A 17,667-nucleotide genomic window follows, 5' to 3' on the forward strand; every position below is an offset into this window, starting at 1 on the left:
AACACCCCGGGAACTGCGAGGACTGGCTCTACGAAGTGATTTGGAGATACGGAAGCATTCAGTCACAGCCATACGGAAAGGAAGCACGATGAACGAAAACACCCAGGACCGCCCCATTACCATCACCGCAACCAACAAGGACGAACTGGAACGCGAGCTCAACCATGTTGTGAAACTGACCCAGGAAAAAGCCATAACGGAAGGCCTTCGAGGAATCCTCGTCACTCATGAGGCACCCGGCCGCTTCACCGTTGCCCTCCACGAGGATGTCCCGTTTGGCCTTACGAGAGAGAAACAGGCGTGGTAAGTAAGCCCGGCAACGGATACGTCGAAACGGCCGGCGACATGCCGGACGGCGCCACGACGTGGCAACCCGCCGATGAATGGGTGCTCCTCGAAGGACTGAGTGTCGACATTCATGAAAACGGAAAGCTCATTGACCACGGCAGAGTAGAAGCCGTAACCGAGGACGGATGTATTCTGTGGCTTGCACAGGAAGGAATCCGTCCCCGCCGATTGGTGGAGAAACTGCCCGGAACCGAACTCAGGATCATTGCCGCCCGCCCGCTCCCTTGACTGCCTGGCCGAGAACGGTTGGTCAAGTTGATAGGGGTCCCGGTTGTTCCACCGGTCTTATATGAAAAGGAGCGGATTGTTGATGTCGTTCCAGAGTACTTCGTAGGCGTCAGGGCTCATATATCCGGTGTAGCTGTGCCGGCGTTTGCCGTTGTAGTAATCGAGCCAGCCGTTCATGGCGGTCACCAGCTCGATGACTGTCTGCCAGGTCCGTTTCAGATCCAGCAATTCGGTCTGCATACGCCCCCAGAAGGTCTCCATGGCCGCGTTGTCGAAGCAATCGCCCACGCTCCCCAGCGAGGCGGTAAGCTCCCACTGGCGCAGGTTTTCGCTGAATCCCCAGGATGTGAAATTCGTGCCGTGATCCGAATGCATGACCGTGGCTCCGTCCCGATCACGGCTGTGGGGGGCCTGGCTGACTGCCCGGCTCACTAGGGCCGTGTCGTTGATCGTTGAGAAGGAACGGCCCACGGCGGTCCGGGCGAAGCAATCGAGCACTACGCAGCAATAGACCTTTCCCTCACGGGTCGGATGCTCCGTGACGTCGGTCAGCCACAGTCTGTTGGGGCCATCGGCGGTGAAGACCCTCTTGACCAGATCCGCGTCCATGCGTTTGTCTGCCAGCGGGTTGCGGAAGACCCTGACGCGCGGAACTCCGGCAATTCGCTGCTCCCGCATGACAGCCTTGATGAGCTTGCGGTTGACGATCATTTCGTACTCATCCAGCAGCTCGGCACGAATCCGGCGCCAGCCGTACGTCCCGCCGGACTGCCCGTGAATCTCACCACATAGTCGGCCACGATGCGTCGTCTGATGGCACGGATCGGGAGCTCACAGCGAAGGTGCTTAATGTAGGTCGAACGGTTCAGGGCGACGGTGCGGCAGGCACTTCTGGCTGAGAAGCCCTGGGCGACGAGCCCATCGACGATCGCGAACTTCCTTTTGGGGGCACCACCACTTGCCCGTCGTAGAGGGCGCTGGCGGCCTTCACGATTGCCAGCTCGTCCTCAAGCTGCCGGATCCTCTTCGCAGCCGACTGCAGGTCCGGGGCCGGCGTGCTCGGCGTTCCCGACGCAAGACCGGCATCCACCAGAGCCTGGTGCTTCCATCGGTACAGAGTGCCCAGACAGATCCCGGATTCGGCATGAACGGCAAGGACAGCTTCTCCCTGGCGCATACGTTCACTCAGCCCCCGGCGGACGGATGCAGGATACTCAAAAGGCATGTCATGACCCCCTCGAAGTCACTATGCACCTCTCACATATAGCCGGTCTACCAAAAGGGACCCGGAGCAACCGGACTTCTACCTGGGGACCCAACCAACATATCCGGAGCCTACGACCGTAGGAGCTGTCTGTCATGTGCTCAACCCCGACCCCGCCACGCATCACCATGCCTCCCGTTCCGCTTTGCCGAACAACGAAGATGGCAACTCCCGCCCCATGAATACCCGTTCATGCCAGTTTGTGCGGAGGTAGGAGTTGGACACGGGAACTCCCGTTGCGCGTCGATAGAGGGTACATAAACTGCGCCGCCTCGTCAGGGTTGTGGAATTCGTCGACGACGAGGCCCAACACCACCGCGTCATTTTCTGATAGTTCCTGTGAACCCTGAAAAAAGGCGACCAGTTCCCCAACACAGGCACCGCCTCCGTATGACCAAAAATTGATCCAGAGGAATAGCAGCGACGTGCCCCAGCTTTCCTCTGTTGTGTCCGGAGGCAGCTCGGCGTAGAGCTTAGCCTCGTATCGGCCTGGGGCGAGCCGCGTTACCAAGACACCAACTCGTTCGGCCATGGCCGCGGGCGTCAAGAGATCCACCGCTCTGTCCAAGGCGGCATCTAATTCCCTTCCTGCTTGAACGGCTATGACGAGAGGAACTGGAGCTGTCTGAATGGTCATAATCCCCTACTCTCTTGGCTCGCGGTTTTCATGCCATCATTGTTAACTGCTTGGCGGTGGTTGAATCTTTAGCGGTGATAAGAACGATTACGTCATTCTGTCTTTTCGTAAGATAAGTTATCGGCGCTAAAGTAGGGCTCTCCTGACGTAAGTGTGGGTCAGGGTTTGCGTGTTATGAGGCATGGGTAGCCCGGTAGATTTGGGAGTTCTCACACTGTCCAAATTTCGGAGCTACCCATGCGTGCTACTACTCTACTCAACGGCGTCTTGAATCTGGCCGGGGTCCGGGTTGTTGACGTTGATCCTGGCGCCGGGGGTCCGCTGCTGGTGCGGGTGGCGTTGAAGGCCCGCAAGCGCCTGGACTGCCCGCACTGCAGCTACTCAACGATGGCCGGGTATGACACCCGGTGGGCGGAATCGTCGTGGCGGCATCTGGATTTCGCCGGCAGGGTCCTGGTGCTCACAATGCTCCGCCGGCGGCTGGTCTGCCCCAGCCACGGCGTCGTGGTGCAGGGCGTGCCGTTCGCCCGGCCCGGCTCCCGGTTCAGCACGGAATTTGAGGACATGATCGCCTGGCTGGTCACCCGTGCGGACAAGACCACGGTGTCCACCTTCGCCCGGATAGCGTGGCGGACCGTCGGGGCGATCTGTGAACGCGTCGTGGCCGAACAACTCGATGAGAGCCGCTTCGAAGGCCTGGTCAATATCGGCGTGGATGAGATTTCCTGGCGCAAACACCACCGCTACCTGACCCTCGTCTCGGACCACGCCACCTCGAAGATCGTCTGGGGCGCACCGGGAAAGAACGCGGCGACACTGGATGGATTCTTCAAGGAGATCGGACCGGTGAACACGGCGGCGATAGAGGCCGTCAGCATGGACATGGGCCCGGCTTTTGCCAAGTCCGTGAAGACCAACGCACCCGGCGCGGTCATCTGCTACGACCCGTTCCACGTCATCCAGGTCGCCACCAACGCGCTGGAAGCCTTCCGCCGTTCCATCTGGCAACGGACCCGTGAGCTGCCCGATCAGGACATCGCGAAGAAGTTCAAAGGAACCCGCTGGGTGCTGCTGAAAAACCCGCAGAACCTCACCGAAAAACAACAAGCCACCCTGGCCGGGCTCGAACGCACCGGAGGGCTGCTCTGGGACGCCTACCAGCTCAAGGAATCCCTCCGGGAGGTCTTCGCCGGCGACCTCAACCCCGATGACGTGATGGAGATGATCACCACCTGGTGCGACCTCGCCGCCAAATCCAACATCCGCGAGTTCGCCAGGGCCGCCGCCACGATCCGATCCCACACCCAAGGGATCCACGCAGCAGTCACCAGGAAACTCTCCAACGGCCGCCACGAAGGACTGAACAACAAGATCCGCACCATGACCCGCAGATCCTACGGATTCCACACCCCCGAAGCCGCCCTCGCCCTGATCATGCTCGCCTGCGGACCCGTCGAAATCAAACTCCCATACCAGACATAACCGAACCCACATTCACGTCAGGAGAGCCTAAAGTAGGACGAGTTCAAATAGAATGAGAGAACCCTACTTCCCTTCAGCGGCCTCGCTGTCCGACCGCGTCCTTTGTCGAGGCAGTCGGATGCGGCGAGCCCTATGTGGCGCGATACGGGTCGGTGTCGTAACCGGTTCGGTCCAGATCGCCGAAGAGAAGATCAACCAGCACCTCGTGCAATAGTTTCACACCGTTGCAGAGGTCATCGGGTTCCGTGAATTCCCGTTCGGAATGGGCATAGCCTCCCGCGCTCGGAACGAAGAGCATCACGGTGGGAGCTATTTTGTTGAGGGCGATCGAGTCATGTCCCGACACCGTCAGCAGACTCATGCTGCTGAGATCGGCGCGTGCAGCGGCGGCATGGGAGATCCGCTCACTCGGCTCCCAGTACCGAGCGGGTTCACGGTGCCACAATTGTTGGATCTTGATATCCACCGAGGCAGCAGTCGCCGCGCTCTCGATCAGCTCGAGGAACTCGGCTTCCGCGGGCGCGAGGGCGTCGTAGTCTGCCGAGCGGATCTCCACGTGCATAGTCGCGTGCGATGTGACGACGTTTGGGGACTCCGGATACGTCCGCAATTCGGTAACCGAGCTGTGAAGCAGACCTTCAGGACGGGAGTCCGTCATGGTCCGCACTCCAGCGATGACCAGCGCCGCACCCAAGAGAGCGTCCCGTCGCTCGGCCATCGGAGTGGCGCCGGTGTGGGACTGCTCACCTAGGATCTCGAGGTTGTACTTGTAGGCTGCCCAACTCGCCGTGACGGCGGCGACGTCGATCCCGTTCCGCTCCAAGCTCGAAGACTGTTCGACGTGAATCTCGGCGTACGCCTCGATGGGGACGTCGAGGGGAGCAATTCCTCGGTAACCGATCGCCTCGAGCGCCTCCCCGACGCTGATTCCTGCGGGGTCCGTTACAAGGAGTGCCTTATCGAGCGCAAGCGCGCCCGTGAACACGGACGATCCCATAAGACTCGGCTGGAAGCGGGCGCCTTCCTCATTCGTCCAGGCGACGACGGCGAGGTTACGGCGTGGCACGATCTCGCCGCGATGCACCCCTTCGGCAATGCCAGCGGCAGCGACCAAGCTCGCCACCACTCCGTACGCGCCGTCGTACTTCCCGCCAGTAGGCTGGCTGTCGATGTGGGAGCCGGTCAGCACATAAGGAGCAGACGGGACAAACTCGAAGAGTCCGAAGACATTGCCGATCTCATCCACATGGACTCGCGCTCCGGCCGCTTCGAGTCGCCCGCGCAGCCAGTCGCGGGCGACTCCATCGATCGAAGTCGCGCAGAGACGATGCATCCCGCCGCCCGATGTTGCTCCGATCTCCGAGAGGGCAGTGAATTCGTCGATAATGTTCAAGGGTCAGGTCTCCTTCGCCTAGTTCTTCAAGGTGATACCCGCCGACGCGGCGGGAAGATCAGTCGTGATGCCACCGGTAATGCTTTACTTCCACATCGAACTTGCAGGCATCCCAGCATCGATCTGCTACTCCGAGGTTCATGCCGCCGGCTTCACGTCGCCAGCCCAGTTCTACGTGGATTTCAACGCAGACGGAAATCGGTGTAGGGGCGGAACACGGAGGTTATGACGGGGCCGCCGCCAGCCGTATAGCTGGCGACGGCCCTAGCGGTGCCTGTGGCTAGTCGTTCAGGATCGGTTCATGCTGGGGCATCTCGTCCGGGATCTGCTTCGTCCTGACGGGCGCCTTGGCCGCGTCAAAGAATCCGGCGACGCGGGCGCGTTCGGTTGCGCTCTGTCCGGTCGCCGCGGAGACGACAAGGAAGACGATCACGTTGACAATCAGCGCCACTACTCCGCCGGTTAGACTGCCGAGGGCTGGAATGTCGTCGGGGAAGATTACCGTCAACACGGCGGCGATCATGAAGCCACTGACCATGCCTGCAACAGCACCGTATTTGTTGCCCCCTCGCCAGAAGATTCCCAAAAAAAGTGGGACTGCGAGCTGGATGATGCCTTGGTATGAGATTTGGGCGAGCAGCTGCAGGCGGTCGAAATTGAAGGTGATGTAGGCGACGACACCCGCCACCGCCATGAAGACGACCATGCTCGACTTTGCAACAACAGTGAGGTGTCTATCGCTCAACTTACGGCGATCACTGTTGATGATGTCGTTTGCGATCTGTAGTCCGGCGACCTGCACGGAGCCGTCAATGTGGCCCATCGATGCGGCAAACACGATTGTGACCCCGAGGCCGAGCATCCATGTGCCACCGAACTGACTGAGGAGGGTGAACCAGCCCTGCTGGGGAGCTTCCGCGACCTCCGCGACGTGGGTTCCGGCGATGCCGACGAGCATCAGGAGCGTGTAGAACACTCCGGAGATGAGCACGGTACGGACCGTGCCCGACTTCACGGCGCGGACGCCGGAGGCGGTGTAGATGCGCTGGAAGCTCATGGGCCAGCAGAGCGAACCGATGACGCCCGTGAAGATGAGACTGAAGATGTAGAGGGGGCCGTAGGAGTCGCCGTCGCCCGGCAGTCGGAGGTACTTGTCTGCGACGGTCGAAAGGTCGGCGAAGCTGATGGGGCTGTTGTCGGCTCCGATGAGCAGGATGACGCAGACGACAGCTGAACCAATGTAGGCGACTGCACCTTGGAACATGTCAGTCATGATAAGGCCGCGCATGCCCATTTTCACTGTCCAGAACTGGCGGATCATGATGAGCACTAGGCCGACGATAAGGCAGGCGGTGACTGACCAAGCCCCGTCGCTGGCGACCTCGAAAAGGCTGCCCAGTGCCTGCATCCCGAGAACGACCCAGGGGAAGAGGGAGACGACACCGATGATACTGGCGACCCTCTTGACTGCGCCGGACTGGAAGCGCATACCGAGCAGGTCCGGCTGGGTGCGCAGGTCGTATTTCTTTCCCCAACGCCAGGCGCGGGTCGCCATCAGGTACATGAATGCCACTCCGAGTGTGGCATAAGCGAGGGCATACATGCCGAAAACGCCGGCACCGGCCGCAAGTCCGAAAAATGCGATGAACGTGGCACCGGGCCACCACGAATTGACGTAAGACATGGCGACATACCAAGGTCCGTAACTGCGGCCGCCGACGGCGTATTCATCAAAGGTAGGCTTCGTGCGCTGCTGAGTCACGTAAAGGATCGCAATGACGATCAGGTAGAAGACGGCGAGCATCGCCAACATGATAATCATCGAATGTCCTTCATGGTCGGAGTCGTTGCGGATGAGAGGTGAAGCGCTTCGGGTTCGTCGTCGAGCTCACCGCGAATGTCTTCGGCGGCATACAGTGCCCAGAGCGCGAGACCGACAAGGAGTGCGTCGAAGATCCAGTACGCGATGGCGAATGGAATCCCGAGAATTGGAGTGGCGACACCGCTGGCTGAGAGGTAAAGCGGCGGGAAGAGGGCCATGACGAGAGCGAGGCCGTAAGCGACCCCGAACGCCGTGTAAATGGCCCGGGAACTGAGTCCTCGGATATAGCGTTTCATGTTATCCACCTTGTGTTTGCTCGTAATTTTGCTAATGCTGCCGGTTAGCTTGTGCTCGGGGCCGTTTTGCGATGGCGGTCCAGATGGGAACTACGGGATGAAATGGGCTCCTTCTGGAATTGTGGGCATCGTTGGTGTTGCCGGTTATTTCGCATCCGGAGAGATTGTCAGGCCAGCGGATTAGCTTATGGAATGCCTGAAGCAATTAGTTTTGAGGGTTTAGTGGCTAGACCTGCTTCAGCCACTTATCGAAGTAGGGGTTGCCAGCAATATAGAAGGTCCGGTAGAGCTTCCACAGACCGTATTTGTGGTAATCGAAGTCATCATCCCGAACGGCGGAATTAATCAGGCCCCACAGGCCCCACTTAGTATCGGCGATCATCCTTGATATCTGGGCCCTGGCGAATAGCTGCGGATTGGGGCCTCCCGCGTATCTTTCGACGAGTTCCCTGGCCTCGTCCTCCCCGACGAACATTTCAGTAAGTATCAGGCCGAGCTCGTAGCTGGCTTCGTTGTTTGCTGCGTAGTCGAAGTCGATGAGCTTCATCGGCTGTCCGTCGGCCAGCAGGAAGTTTCCAGGCATGGGGTCGTTGTGGGCCGGTACCAGGTCAAGACCGGAAGCCGTGAAAGCAGCAGCGGCTTGCCTGTAGTTTCGCAGTACCTCCGCGGTCCAGCCGGGAAGTTCAATTCCACTGACCTGGATCTGGTCGAAGTGCTCGTCGACCATGTCGATCATGGTCTTGGTCTGGGGAAGCTTTTGGGTGCTGTGCCATTTCCGGTAAAGGTCCATGGCGCCAGCGGCGACCTCGAAGTCTTGAAAATCGAGGGTGGTCGCCGGGTGGTATTCGGTGAGGAACTCGGAGATTTCGATGCCGCTTTGCTCGTCAAAGACGTAGACCTGGGGGCTGATTCCAATCTGCGCTGCTGCTTTGGCGGCGGAGTTGGCTGTTTTGCGGTCAATGAACTTCTCAGTTCCGGGACCGGGGATCTTGCCGAACAGGGTGCCGTCGTAGCCGTCGACCGTTATCCGGAAATTGTCGTTGGTCAGGCCTCCAGCTTGCGGCTCAATGGTAAGTGGACGGCTTCGCCACTCATCATTGAGGTAGACAACTCGGGTGAGTTCTTTGTTCAGGTCCGGGCTGATCATGAGAGTCCCTCCAGTAGCCGGGCTGTGCGTTGATCGTCCATGAGTCGGATCTCTGCCAGGGTCATGCGCCATAGACCGTACTTTGTCGAGTCGAGCCCGGCGGCGGTGTCGTCTGTTGCTGCACGTAGTGAGATCAACAGTGCCCAACGCAGGTGCTCGAGGACCTGCAGGAGTGCGGCGGCGGCATAATCGCTCTCGGTTCCGTGTGGCATCAGTTCCTCGAAAAGCTCCTCCTCAGACAGCACCGTGGGACACGCTTCTGACATCAGCAACGCTGCATCGTGGGCCTTGGATAGTGCTGCTGCTGATCCCCATCCGATGAGCTTGATTTGATGGTTTGGGCCGACCAGGACGTTGGAAATGGTTCCTTCTCCGTGGGATGGAACGAACCGGGAGCAATTCTGGTGGGCCAATAGTGGGCGCCGGAAGGTTTCCACCCTGTCTATAGCGTCGGTGAGCCGTTGATCGAGGGTAATGCGGCGGTCAGCGCACTCCTGCTGGAGGTGGTCGAGGTCCACGAACGCGCTGCGAGGACTCAGGTCGAGGTCGAGATTGGCAAAGTCCTGTCGGGCTTTGATGAGGTTGGCCCGTACCTGCGGAAGGCGGAGAAGATCGAGACGTCCCACCCGCCATTCGGGAGGCATTCGTTCCATGAGGAGAATGCCTCGCTGTGGATCGGCTACATGCACGCGGGGTCCGATGCCTGCGTTGCCGGCGGCCACCGCGGCCCTAATGAGGTTGTCCTTGTTGCGCCACGACCACGAGAACCGGGAGACGACTTTGGCCATGACTGGGACATGCTCCAACGTTGAGCCTTGGTAAAGGCTGCTGTCCGACGCCCACCAGCTGGGGGAGGGCACCTGTGGAACAGGGGCGGACCAGTCAACGCCGCGCAGTTCATGCTCCTCGCAAAAATCGGCAAGGACCTGCTGTTCCATCATGATTTTGCAATCCGCTGACGGACGATCTGCGGAGCTTTCGTCCCTGTGCCTGCGACATCGGGCCGTCGATGCCCGATGAGGACGGTCTCCTCCGCAGGCAGTCCGAGACTAGAGCCCGTTAAGGTTCTTGACATGGATGGTTCCTTTCCGAAGCCTGTGCGGCAGAGAGCCGCGAGGGGTTAAAAGTGAGGAATTAAAAGTTCTGTCGCAGGGAAGTGCTGCCACGTTCGCGTGGATTCAGACTGGAAACCGTCAGCCGTGTGCGGTCCATCCTGAACAGGTCGACCGAAGTTTCCACCGGCCGGTCTTGGTCGTCGTAGGCGATACGGGTCACTATCAGGGCCGAGGTGTAAACCGGGATGTCGAGGAAATAGGCGGAAGCCCTTGGTACGGGTCCCGCTTCGATGGTTTCGTCGGCCCGGCTGATCGTGACCCCGTACTTTGAACCCAGCAGTCCATAGACCGCATCAAGTCTCTGCTCGAGCAGATCAGGGAAACGTGCCAGGCTCAGGTGCATCCGTTCCAGGGAGAGCGGCTTCTCATCGGCAAAGCGCAGTCTCAACAGCGTCACGATCGGATCCCCGACCGGTATCTGAAGATCCTCTGCGATTCCTTTCGAGGCCAGGTCCATGGATGCCGAAATAACCTTCGTGCCGTCCTTGAACCCTTGCTCCTGCAGCATCTGGGGAATCCCGGTAACTGTATTGAGGCTGCGGCTGACCTTTCTTTCGGGATAGTCCAAGGAAGGTGCCGAAATCCGTGAGGTAAGCCCGTTGGTCTCCTTACCACCCTCAGTGCCGGCAATAAAGGATCCACCACTGCGTCCCAGTCCCCGGGTAATAAGCCCTTGGGATTCAAGCTCGGCCAGGGCCCGCCGAATTGTCGTCCGGGAGGCATCAAACGTCAGTGTTAGCTCCCTCTCGGATGCCAGCTTCCGAACCCCGCGCGCGCTGAGCTCCTCGACCATGCTGAGCAGGCCTTCGGTGACTTCGTGAACGGTCGCCACGGAACGGATCTCCTAATCACTAAATGGTATTCAAAATAGACCATTTATGGTCTATCCAATTGGTTTGTTTTAGCTGGGTTTTAGAATATGGTGTGGATCACAGTTTGTCTCTAGTTGGACAGAACTTTATGAAACATCCGACTCCACGGACGGGGAAGCACGATGACACAGACATCGGGTGAAATTGCCAAGCTCGCGCGATCTTACAGGGAAGATCCAGCCCAGATCCTGCGGCAAACCCAGCTTTCCCTTCTGAAGGCGGAAGCCGCCGTCGAGTTGTTTTCGGCACTGTCGGCTATTGACCCGGAAGGCTCTCAGAGATCAGCCGCGGAGAGCGCCAGACGCTACGAAATGGGCCAAGAAAAAGGTCTACTTGATGGAATACCGGTGACCGTGAAAGACAGTTTCCACGTCAAAGGTCTTCCCCGCTGGCACGGCAGCGCCGTTCACCGGGGTGCCCTTTCGACCTTCGACTCCGCCCCTGTACAGCGCTTGCGAGAGGCAGGCGCCGTGATTATCGGCAAGACTTCAATGCCGGACTTTGGGATGCTGGCTGCAGGGCTCAGCTCCCAGTTCGGCATCATTAGAAACCCGTGGGACCCTGATCTGAGCCCGGGCGGATCCAGCGCCGGAGCCGGCGCCTCCCTGGCCTCCGGAGTAACTGCCGTCTCCCTGGGGACCGACATCGCAGGATCCGTGCGCCTTCCCGCAGCTCACTGTGGCCTGGCCTCGCTCAAACCAACGCAGGGGCGCATCGCTTATGCGCCTGCCAGCATGATGCGCTCAGCCGGACCCATGGCACGTTACATGGCAGACGTCCGTCACCTACTGCGGGTGGTCGGAGGACCGGACAGAAGCGATCCATGGTGTCTTCCGCCGATGGTCCAAGCTGACGGAACGGACTTGCCTGAAACGACAGGGCGCAGTGTTGCCGTAGTCCGGCGGATGGGATATGGCCCGGATCTGGATGAGGACACCTCCCGAGTCCTGGATGAGACGGCCGACGCTTTGCGCGAGAGCGGCTTCGACCTCACAGCAATTGAGCTCGATGTTTCAATGCTGGAATTCGAGTCATTGGACCGCGTCCTGCAGGTTAAGGCTTATACCGAGATGAAGGCCGCGGAGCAGGAGGCTAGGCACAGGCTCCTGCCTGCGGTCGGGCAGTGGTGCGCACCGGCAGCGTCGTTGAAAGCCACCAGTTACGCCGCGGACAACGACACCATCATGGCCACCGTAGCCCGGATCACAGAACTAACTCGCAAATTTGACTACCTTCTGCTGCCCGTGATGCCCGTTCATAGCTTCCCTGCTCATGCTTGGGGGCCCGGCTCCGACGGCCCGCTACTACTGCACGCCATGTTTACCGCCTGGTTCAACCAGACAGGACAGCCTGCGGCTGTGGTCCCGGGCGGGACCGCGGCGGCCACGGGCCTGCCCGTTGGCGTCCAGATCGTCGGACGCCGTTTCGATGATGAAGGAACCATGCGCATGGCCCGGATCATCGAAGAGATCCGTCGGATCGACCTGAACTTCCCGTTCATTTCCCTCTCCGAGGCACGAAGCTAACGGACCCCGACCACGCAAGGAAGAACGAGAATCCCCATGATAAATAGCCTGAGCACAAAGTTCGCGACTGCCTTGGAAATATCGGTAGCCGCCGGAGAACTGGCTGACCGCTGGTACCGACAGGGAGGCTACCGGGTAACATCCAAGAACGACGGGTCCCCCGTCACTGAAGCAGACCGGGACATCGAGCAGTTCATCCGCCGCCGGCTTGCCCAAGCTTTCCCCGAAGACGGCATTCTGGGCGAGGAATTTCCAGAAACCTTCGGTGAGTCAGGGGGACGATGGATCATCGACCCCATCGATGGAACCAAGTCCTTCATACACGGTGTGCCTCTGTACTCGACCCTGATGGCCTACGAACGGGACGATGAAATCCAGTTCGGTGCAATCAACGCCCCCAGTGCAGGGCTACTGGTCTACGCAGAAAAAGACCGCGGCTGCTTCAGCAACGGCACCAAGGCCCGAGTCTCCGAGCGCAGCGGACTGGGGGGCTCCTATGTGCTGGCGACCTGGCTCGAAGACTGGGACCCGAAAGTCATCAAAGCCCTGATTGACCGCGGCGTCCAGCCCAGAACCTGGGGGGATGCCTACGGTTACGCCATGGTCGCCACCGGCCAAGCAGAGGCCATCGTTGATTTCAACGTCCAGACATACGATCTGGCCCCCATGCCAGTGATCATCCGCGAAGCCGGAGGTATCTTCACCAGCCTCGAAGGAGAGCCCGGAATTTCCCACGGAACCGGGATCGCGACCAACGGAGTGCTACACGAAGAGTTGCTAAATATCGTCGGAACCGGGCACGTGTACCTTCCGGATCTCTTGGAAGAAACGGTCTGACCAAAATATCGACAGCTAACCCCCGATTCAGCCAAATCTGGACGAAACCAAGAAGAGCCCGCCAACTGGCCATCGCTGAGGCCGGATTGAAGTCATAAGCCCGCGGCCTCGAACATTTCCCCATTCAAGAACCACATTGCGGAGGCATCATGAACGTTCAAACCAAAGAGTCTGCCCGGAACCGGCAGCTCACCGTCGATGAACTGCGGGAGCTCGTAGCCGGCGGGGACATCGACACAGTCATCGTCGCCATCACCGATGCCCTGGGGCGGCTGCAGGGCAAGCGCTGCGGGGCGCGCTCCTTCCTGGAGGATGTGCTGGACCACGGAGCCGAGGGCTGCAACTACCTGCTCGCCGTCGACGTCGAGATGCAAAACGTGGACGGCTACGCCATGTCCTCCTGGGAAACCGGCTTTGGCGACATGGTGATGCTGCCGGATATATCCACCCTGCGTCGCGTCCCGTGGATGGAAGGCACAGCCATTGTGCAGTGCGACGTGCTGTGGACCGACCGGACACCGGTAGCGGCGTCGCCACGCCAGATCCTCAAAGCCCAGATCGCACGCCTCGAAAAGCTCGGCTACCGCGCCTATGCCGGAACTGAACTTGAGTTGCTGATGTTCGAAGATTCTTACAGCCAGGCCTGGGGGAAAAATTACACGGGTCTTACTCCGGCAACGCAGTACAACGTGGACTACTCCCTGCTGGCAACGGCACGGCTGGAGCCGGTTATCCGTTCCATCCGCACCAACATGGAAGCTGCCGGACTGGTGGTCGAATCGTCCAAGGGCGAATGCAACCTGGGACAGCAGGAGATCACGTTTCGCTTCGATGAGGCCTTGGCGGCTTGCGACAAGCACACGTTCTACAAGAACGGCGCCAAGGAGATAGCAGACCAGCATGGCAAGAGCATCACGTTCATGTCCAAATTCAACGAGCGCGAAGGTAACTCCTGCCACATCCATTTCAGCCTCACTGACCTGGACGGCAATCCTGTCCTAGCCGGAGACGGCGAACACGGCTTTAGCCCCGTCATGGAACGCTTCGTGGCTGGCCAACTCGCGGCACTACGGGAGCTGACGTATTTCTTTGCCCCCAATATCAATTCCTACAAAAGGTTCGTTGAGGGCAGCTTTGCCCCCACAGCCATCGCCTGGGGCCTCGATAACCGCAGTTGCGCGCTTCGGGTGGTGGGCCACGACCGTGGACTCCGCGCGGAAAACCGGGTGGGTGGAGGTGACGTCAATCCGTACCTCGCCGTCGCAGCCATGATCGCAGCTGCTATTCAAGGGATTGAAAACGACCTGCAGTTACCCGCAGTTACCAGGGGCAACGCCTATAAGTCCGACGCGCAGCGGCTGCCCACTAGCCTGCGGGACGCCCGCGACCTGTTGGCTGAGAGCAGCATTGCGCGCAAGGCGTTCGGTGACGACGTGGTGGATCACTACGTCCACGCCGCCACGGTGGAACTCACTGCATATGACAGCGCCATCACTGACTGGGAGCGGGTCCGTGGCTTCGAACGTCTCTGACACCTATAAGCCACGAATCGCGCTCACCAGCTATCTGCAGGAAGCCTCCTGGGGCGTCTGGAATACGACCGCAGTAATTCTCCCGGGAACGTACGTGGAGGCCGTGGTCGCCTCCGGGGCGACGCCAATCCTTCTCCCGCCGCTGGGGACCGATGAGTCCGTTCTGGACCTCATGGACGGCCTGATCGTGGTAGGAGGTCCCGATGTCGATCCTTCCCTCTACGGCGAGCCATCACACCCAACTACCAAGCCGCAACCGCTGCGGGACAGCCACGATTCTGCCCTCATTCGCGCTGCACTTGACCGTGGGCTTCCACTGTTCGCGATCTGCCGGGGCGCCCAGCTCCTGAACGTAGTTTTGGGTGGAAACCTGATCCAGCACATCCCGGATATCCACCCTGAAACCGACTGCCAACCGGCTCTTGGAGTCTACGGCGAGGCCGTCTTCAGGACGACACCCGGCAGCCTGGTCCATGACCTGCTCGGGGAATCAGCTGCATCGCCCTGCTACCACCACCAGGCCATGGACTCCGTGCCTGACGCCCTCCGAGTGACGGCCAGATCCGCAGACGGCCTGGTCCAGGCGCTGGAGACGACGGAAAGCGGTTGGGTGCTTGGAGTCCAGTTCCACCCTGAACAGAACCCGCACGACCTCAGGCTGTTCCGGGGTTTCGTAGAAGCCGCCGCCAGCTACCGATCCAACCAGTCCGCAACCATGAAAGCGATGTCCCCAGCATGACCACAACAGTATTTGATGTGATCAATCCGGCAACCGAGGAAGTTCTCCAGACAGTCCAGCTCGCCGGCCTGGCCGAAACGGATGCCGCCATCGCCAGGGCCGCTGCCGCTTATGAATCCTGGCGGGCCGTTGCTCCCGCTGACCGGGCGCTATTGCTGCGCCGGTTCGCCGACGCAGTTGACGCCGATCTGGAAAACCTAGCCCAGATGGAAGTGCGCAACGCCGGGCACACCATTGGAAATGCCCGCTGGGAAGCAGGCAACGTTCGCGATGTCCTCACCTACTATTCGGCGGCCCCAGAACGGCACTTCGGCCGGCAAATACCAGTGGCGGGCGGCGTCAACGTGACGTTCAACGAACCGCTCGGCGTGGTCGGCGTGATTGTCCCGTGGAATTTCCCCATGCCGATTGCCGGGTGGGGGTTCGCACCAGCCCTGGCGGCAGGGAACACAGTGGTACTCAAGCCGGCTGAGGTTACTCCGCTGACGGCCATCCGCTTGGCGGAACTAGCCCTGGAAGCTGGAATTCCTGCGGGCGTTTTCCAGGTGGTTCCCGGTAAGGGGTCGGTGGTGGGGCAGCGGCTTGTCACCCACCCAGCTGTCCGCAAAGTGGTGTTCACCGGCTCAACCGGGGTGGGCAAGCAGATCATGGCAGGCTGCGCCGACCAGGTGAAGCGGGTGACGCTGGAGCTTGGCGGTAAGAGCGCCAGCATTATCTTCGACGATGCCGACCTTGAATTCGCGGCAGCCGCCGCCCCAAGTGGCGCCTTCGACAACGCCGGCCAGGACTGCTGCGCTCGCTCCCGGATCCTCGTTCAGAGGAACGTCTATGACCGCTTTCTAGAGCTCTTAGAACCCGAGGTTCTGGGCATGAGTGTCGGCGACCCTGCCGATGCGGCCACCACCATGGGCCCCCTGATTTCAGCTCAGCAGCTCCGCAGGGTTTCGTCATTTGTGCCCGACGGCGCGCCGGTCGCCTTTCAAGGGAAGGCACCCAAAGGCCCGGGCTTCTGGTTCCCGCCCACCGTCCTGACGCCTGACCTGGATGCGCCCTCGTTCACCGACGAGATTTTCGGCCCAGTAGTCGCCGTCGTTCCGTTCGATGACGAAGACGACGCCATCCGTCTCGCCAACAACACCGAGTACGGACTGTCCGGTTCTATCTGGACTTCCAAGGTGGACCGGGCCCTGCGCGTTGCCCGTGGAGTCGAATCCGGCAACTTGTCAGTCAACTCGCATTCCTCCGTCCGGTACTCCACACCGTTCGGCGGCTTCAAGCAATCAGGGTTGGGTCGCGAACTCGGCCCCGATGCCCTCGATGCCTTCTCCGAAATCAAGAACGTCTTCATTTCTACCGACCACGCCTAGTTCCCCACATCTCAACTTTCCAGAGGAGTAACCATGCAAACAGTAGTTTCCAACCGGCTCGTTGGCCGCAGTGCAGTCATCACTGGCGGTGCTAGCGGCATCGGCCTCGCCACCGCGCGCCGGATGGCCGCCGAGGGCGCCAACGTTGTGATCGCGGACATCGAACCGGCTTCCGGGATGGCCGCCGCAGCCGAGGTGGGTGGCCTGTTCGTCAAGGTGGACGTGACCAGTGAGGAAGAAGTGCGCAACCTCTACGCGGAAACCAAGGAGACCTACGGCAGTGTGGATATCGCCTTCAACAACGCCGGTATTTCCCCCGCCGATGACGCCTCAATCCTGGACACGGGAATCGACGCTTGGCGTCGGGTTCAGGAGGTTAACCTCACCTCTGTTTACTACTGCTGCAAATACGCCATCCCCTTCATGCAGGAACAAGGCAAGGGATCCATCATCAACACGGCTTCCTTCGTCGCTGTCATGGGTGCGGCAACGTCACAGATTTCCTATAGCGCCTCCAAGGGCGGCGTGCTGTCCATGAGCCGGGAACTCGGCGTCGAATTCGCACGTCAGGGCATCCGCATCAACGCTCTGTGCCCGGGACCTGTAAATACTCCGCTCTTGAAAGAACTCTTCGCCAAGGATCCCGAAAAGGCAGCCCGACGCCTGGTGCACGTCCCGTTGGGGCGCTTCGCGGAACCGGAGGAATTGGCCGCTGCTGTCGCCTTCTTGGCCAGCGACGACTCCTCCTTCATCACAGCATCTACATTCCTCGTGGACGGAGGAATCTCCGGCGCCTACGTTACCCCGCTCTGATCTAGAGCAGCCTTGGGCTAAGCCAAACTCCTGGCAGAGGGCGGATTCGAGGGCTCCGAACGGATGCCCGTGGAGCAGCGGTACGAACGCGCCGAGAAGGAACTCTTCGGCCGCATGGAAAAAACTCGGCCGCGAAATCGAGAACCGCGTCACCGGCAACGACAGGAACCGGCTCAAAGACCAGGGCCTGAAGGCCGAAAGCACGGCGGCCGCCGACTGCGGCTCAGCGGAGCGCGTGTTCTACCTGTT

General features: G+C 60.2%; 17 protein-coding genes. 9 read left to right on the forward strand and 8 right to left on the reverse strand.

Annotation, left to right across the window (positions count from 1 at the left end; genetic code table 11):
* The first annotated feature begins 88 nt into the window (after positions 1–88).
* Both ASPU41_RS20440 and ASPU41_RS20445 read left to right on the forward strand, forming a co-directional pair.
* Positions 89–307, forward strand: a complete 219-nt coding sequence (locus ASPU41_RS20440; RefSeq protein WP_069952916.1) for a hypothetical protein — start codon at positions 89–91, stop codon at positions 305–307.
* Positions 301–576 carry a hypothetical protein gene (locus ASPU41_RS20445; RefSeq protein ID WP_083266736.1) on the forward strand — a complete coding sequence of 92 codons (276 nt, stop codon included), beginning with the start codon at positions 301–303 and terminating at the stop codon, positions 574–576. Before ASPU41_RS20440 ends, ASPU41_RS20445 begins: the two co-directional genes overlap by 7 nt.
* A gap of 57 nt (positions 577–633) precedes the next feature.
* On the opposite strand, the gene ASPU41_RS20450 is transcribed toward ASPU41_RS20445, so the two are convergent.
* Both ASPU41_RS20450 and ASPU41_RS20455 read right to left on the reverse strand, forming a co-directional pair.
* The gene (locus ASPU41_RS20450; RefSeq protein WP_069952917.1) at positions 634–1,356 is read right to left on the reverse strand and encodes an IS3 family transposase; all 723 of its coding nucleotides are present in this window, start codon (positions 1,354–1,356) and stop codon (positions 634–636) included.
* A 674-nt stretch (positions 1,357–2,030) separates the two neighbouring features.
* Positions 2,031–2,477, reverse strand: coding sequence for a hypothetical protein (locus tag ASPU41_RS20455; RefSeq protein ID WP_157357162.1), 447 nt, complete (start codon positions 2,475–2,477; stop codon positions 2,031–2,033).
* 237 nt (positions 2,478–2,714) lie between these two features.
* Between ASPU41_RS20455 and ASPU41_RS20460 the strand changes: the two genes are divergently transcribed.
* Positions 2,715–3,959, forward strand: a complete 1,245-nt coding sequence (locus ASPU41_RS20460; RefSeq protein WP_069949528.1) for an ISL3 family transposase — start codon at positions 2,715–2,717, stop codon at positions 3,957–3,959.
* A 130-nt stretch (positions 3,960–4,089) separates the two neighbouring features.
* Here the strand turns inward: ASPU41_RS20460 and ASPU41_RS20465 are convergent, their stop codons facing one another.
* The 6 genes from ASPU41_RS20465 to ASPU41_RS20490 form a co-directional block, all read right to left on the reverse strand.
* Positions 4,090–5,352, reverse strand: a complete 1,263-nt coding sequence (locus ASPU41_RS20465; protein WP_069952919.1) for a M20 family metallo-hydrolase — start codon at positions 5,350–5,352, stop codon at positions 4,090–4,092.
* 280 nt (positions 5,353–5,632) lie between these two features.
* Entirely contained in the window at positions 5,633–7,174 is a 1,542-nt protein-coding gene (locus ASPU41_RS20470; protein ID WP_069952920.1) for a sodium:solute symporter family protein, read from the reverse strand.
* Positions 7,171–7,470, reverse strand: coding sequence for a hypothetical protein (locus tag ASPU41_RS20475; RefSeq protein WP_069952921.1), 300 nt, complete (start codon positions 7,468–7,470; stop codon positions 7,171–7,173). The genes ASPU41_RS20470 and ASPU41_RS20475 overlap by 4 nt, the downstream gene beginning before the upstream one ends.
* A 226-nt stretch (positions 7,471–7,696) precedes the next feature.
* A complete protein-coding gene (locus tag ASPU41_RS20480) occupies positions 7,697–8,617 on the reverse strand; it encodes a choline kinase family protein (RefSeq protein ID WP_069952922.1) in 921 nt (306 codons plus the stop codon).
* Positions 8,614–9,558: a hypothetical protein gene (locus ASPU41_RS20485; RefSeq protein ID WP_069952923.1), complete on the reverse strand. Its 945-nt coding sequence runs from the start codon at positions 9,556–9,558 to the stop codon at positions 8,614–8,616. Before ASPU41_RS20485 ends, ASPU41_RS20480 begins: the two co-directional genes overlap by 4 nt.
* 193 nt (positions 9,559–9,751) lie before the next feature.
* Entirely contained in the window at positions 9,752–10,564 is an 813-nt protein-coding gene (locus ASPU41_RS20490; protein WP_083266739.1) for a GntR family transcriptional regulator, read from the reverse strand.
* Positions 10,565–10,726: 162 nt separating this feature from the next.
* Between ASPU41_RS20490 and ASPU41_RS20495 the strand changes: the two genes are divergently transcribed.
* From ASPU41_RS20495 to ASPU41_RS20520, 6 genes are all read left to right on the forward strand, one after another.
* Complete coding sequence (locus tag ASPU41_RS20495; RefSeq protein ID WP_069952924.1) at positions 10,727–12,130, forward strand: amidase family protein; 1,404 nt, start codon at positions 10,727–10,729, stop codon at positions 12,128–12,130.
* A gap of 36 nt (positions 12,131–12,166) precedes the next feature.
* Positions 12,167–12,967, forward strand: a complete 801-nt coding sequence (locus ASPU41_RS20500) for an inositol monophosphatase family protein (protein ID WP_069952925.1) — start codon at positions 12,167–12,169, stop codon at positions 12,965–12,967.
* A 149-nt stretch (positions 12,968–13,116) separates the two neighbouring features.
* Positions 13,117–14,499 carry a glutamine synthetase family protein gene (locus tag ASPU41_RS20505; protein WP_069952926.1) on the forward strand — a complete coding sequence of 461 codons (1,383 nt, stop codon included), beginning with the start codon at positions 13,117–13,119 and terminating at the stop codon, positions 14,497–14,499.
* Positions 14,480–15,238, forward strand: a complete 759-nt coding sequence (locus ASPU41_RS20510; protein ID WP_069952927.1) for a gamma-glutamyl-gamma-aminobutyrate hydrolase family protein — start codon at positions 14,480–14,482, stop codon at positions 15,236–15,238. The genes ASPU41_RS20505 and ASPU41_RS20510 overlap by 20 nt, the downstream gene beginning before the upstream one ends.
* Entirely contained in the window at positions 15,235–16,605 is a 1,371-nt protein-coding gene (locus ASPU41_RS20515; protein WP_069952928.1) for an aldehyde dehydrogenase family protein, read from the forward strand. The genes ASPU41_RS20510 and ASPU41_RS20515 overlap by 4 nt, the downstream gene beginning before the upstream one ends.
* 33 nt (positions 16,606–16,638) lie before the next feature.
* Entirely contained in the window at positions 16,639–17,418 is a 780-nt protein-coding gene (locus ASPU41_RS20520) for a 3-oxoacyl-ACP reductase (RefSeq protein ID WP_069952929.1), read from the forward strand.
* The last annotated feature ends 249 nt before the right edge of the window (positions 17,419–17,667 follow it).

This window comes from Arthrobacter sp. U41 (genome assembly GCF_001750145.1).
GTDB lineage: Bacteria > Actinomycetota > Actinomycetes > Actinomycetales > Micrococcaceae > Arthrobacter.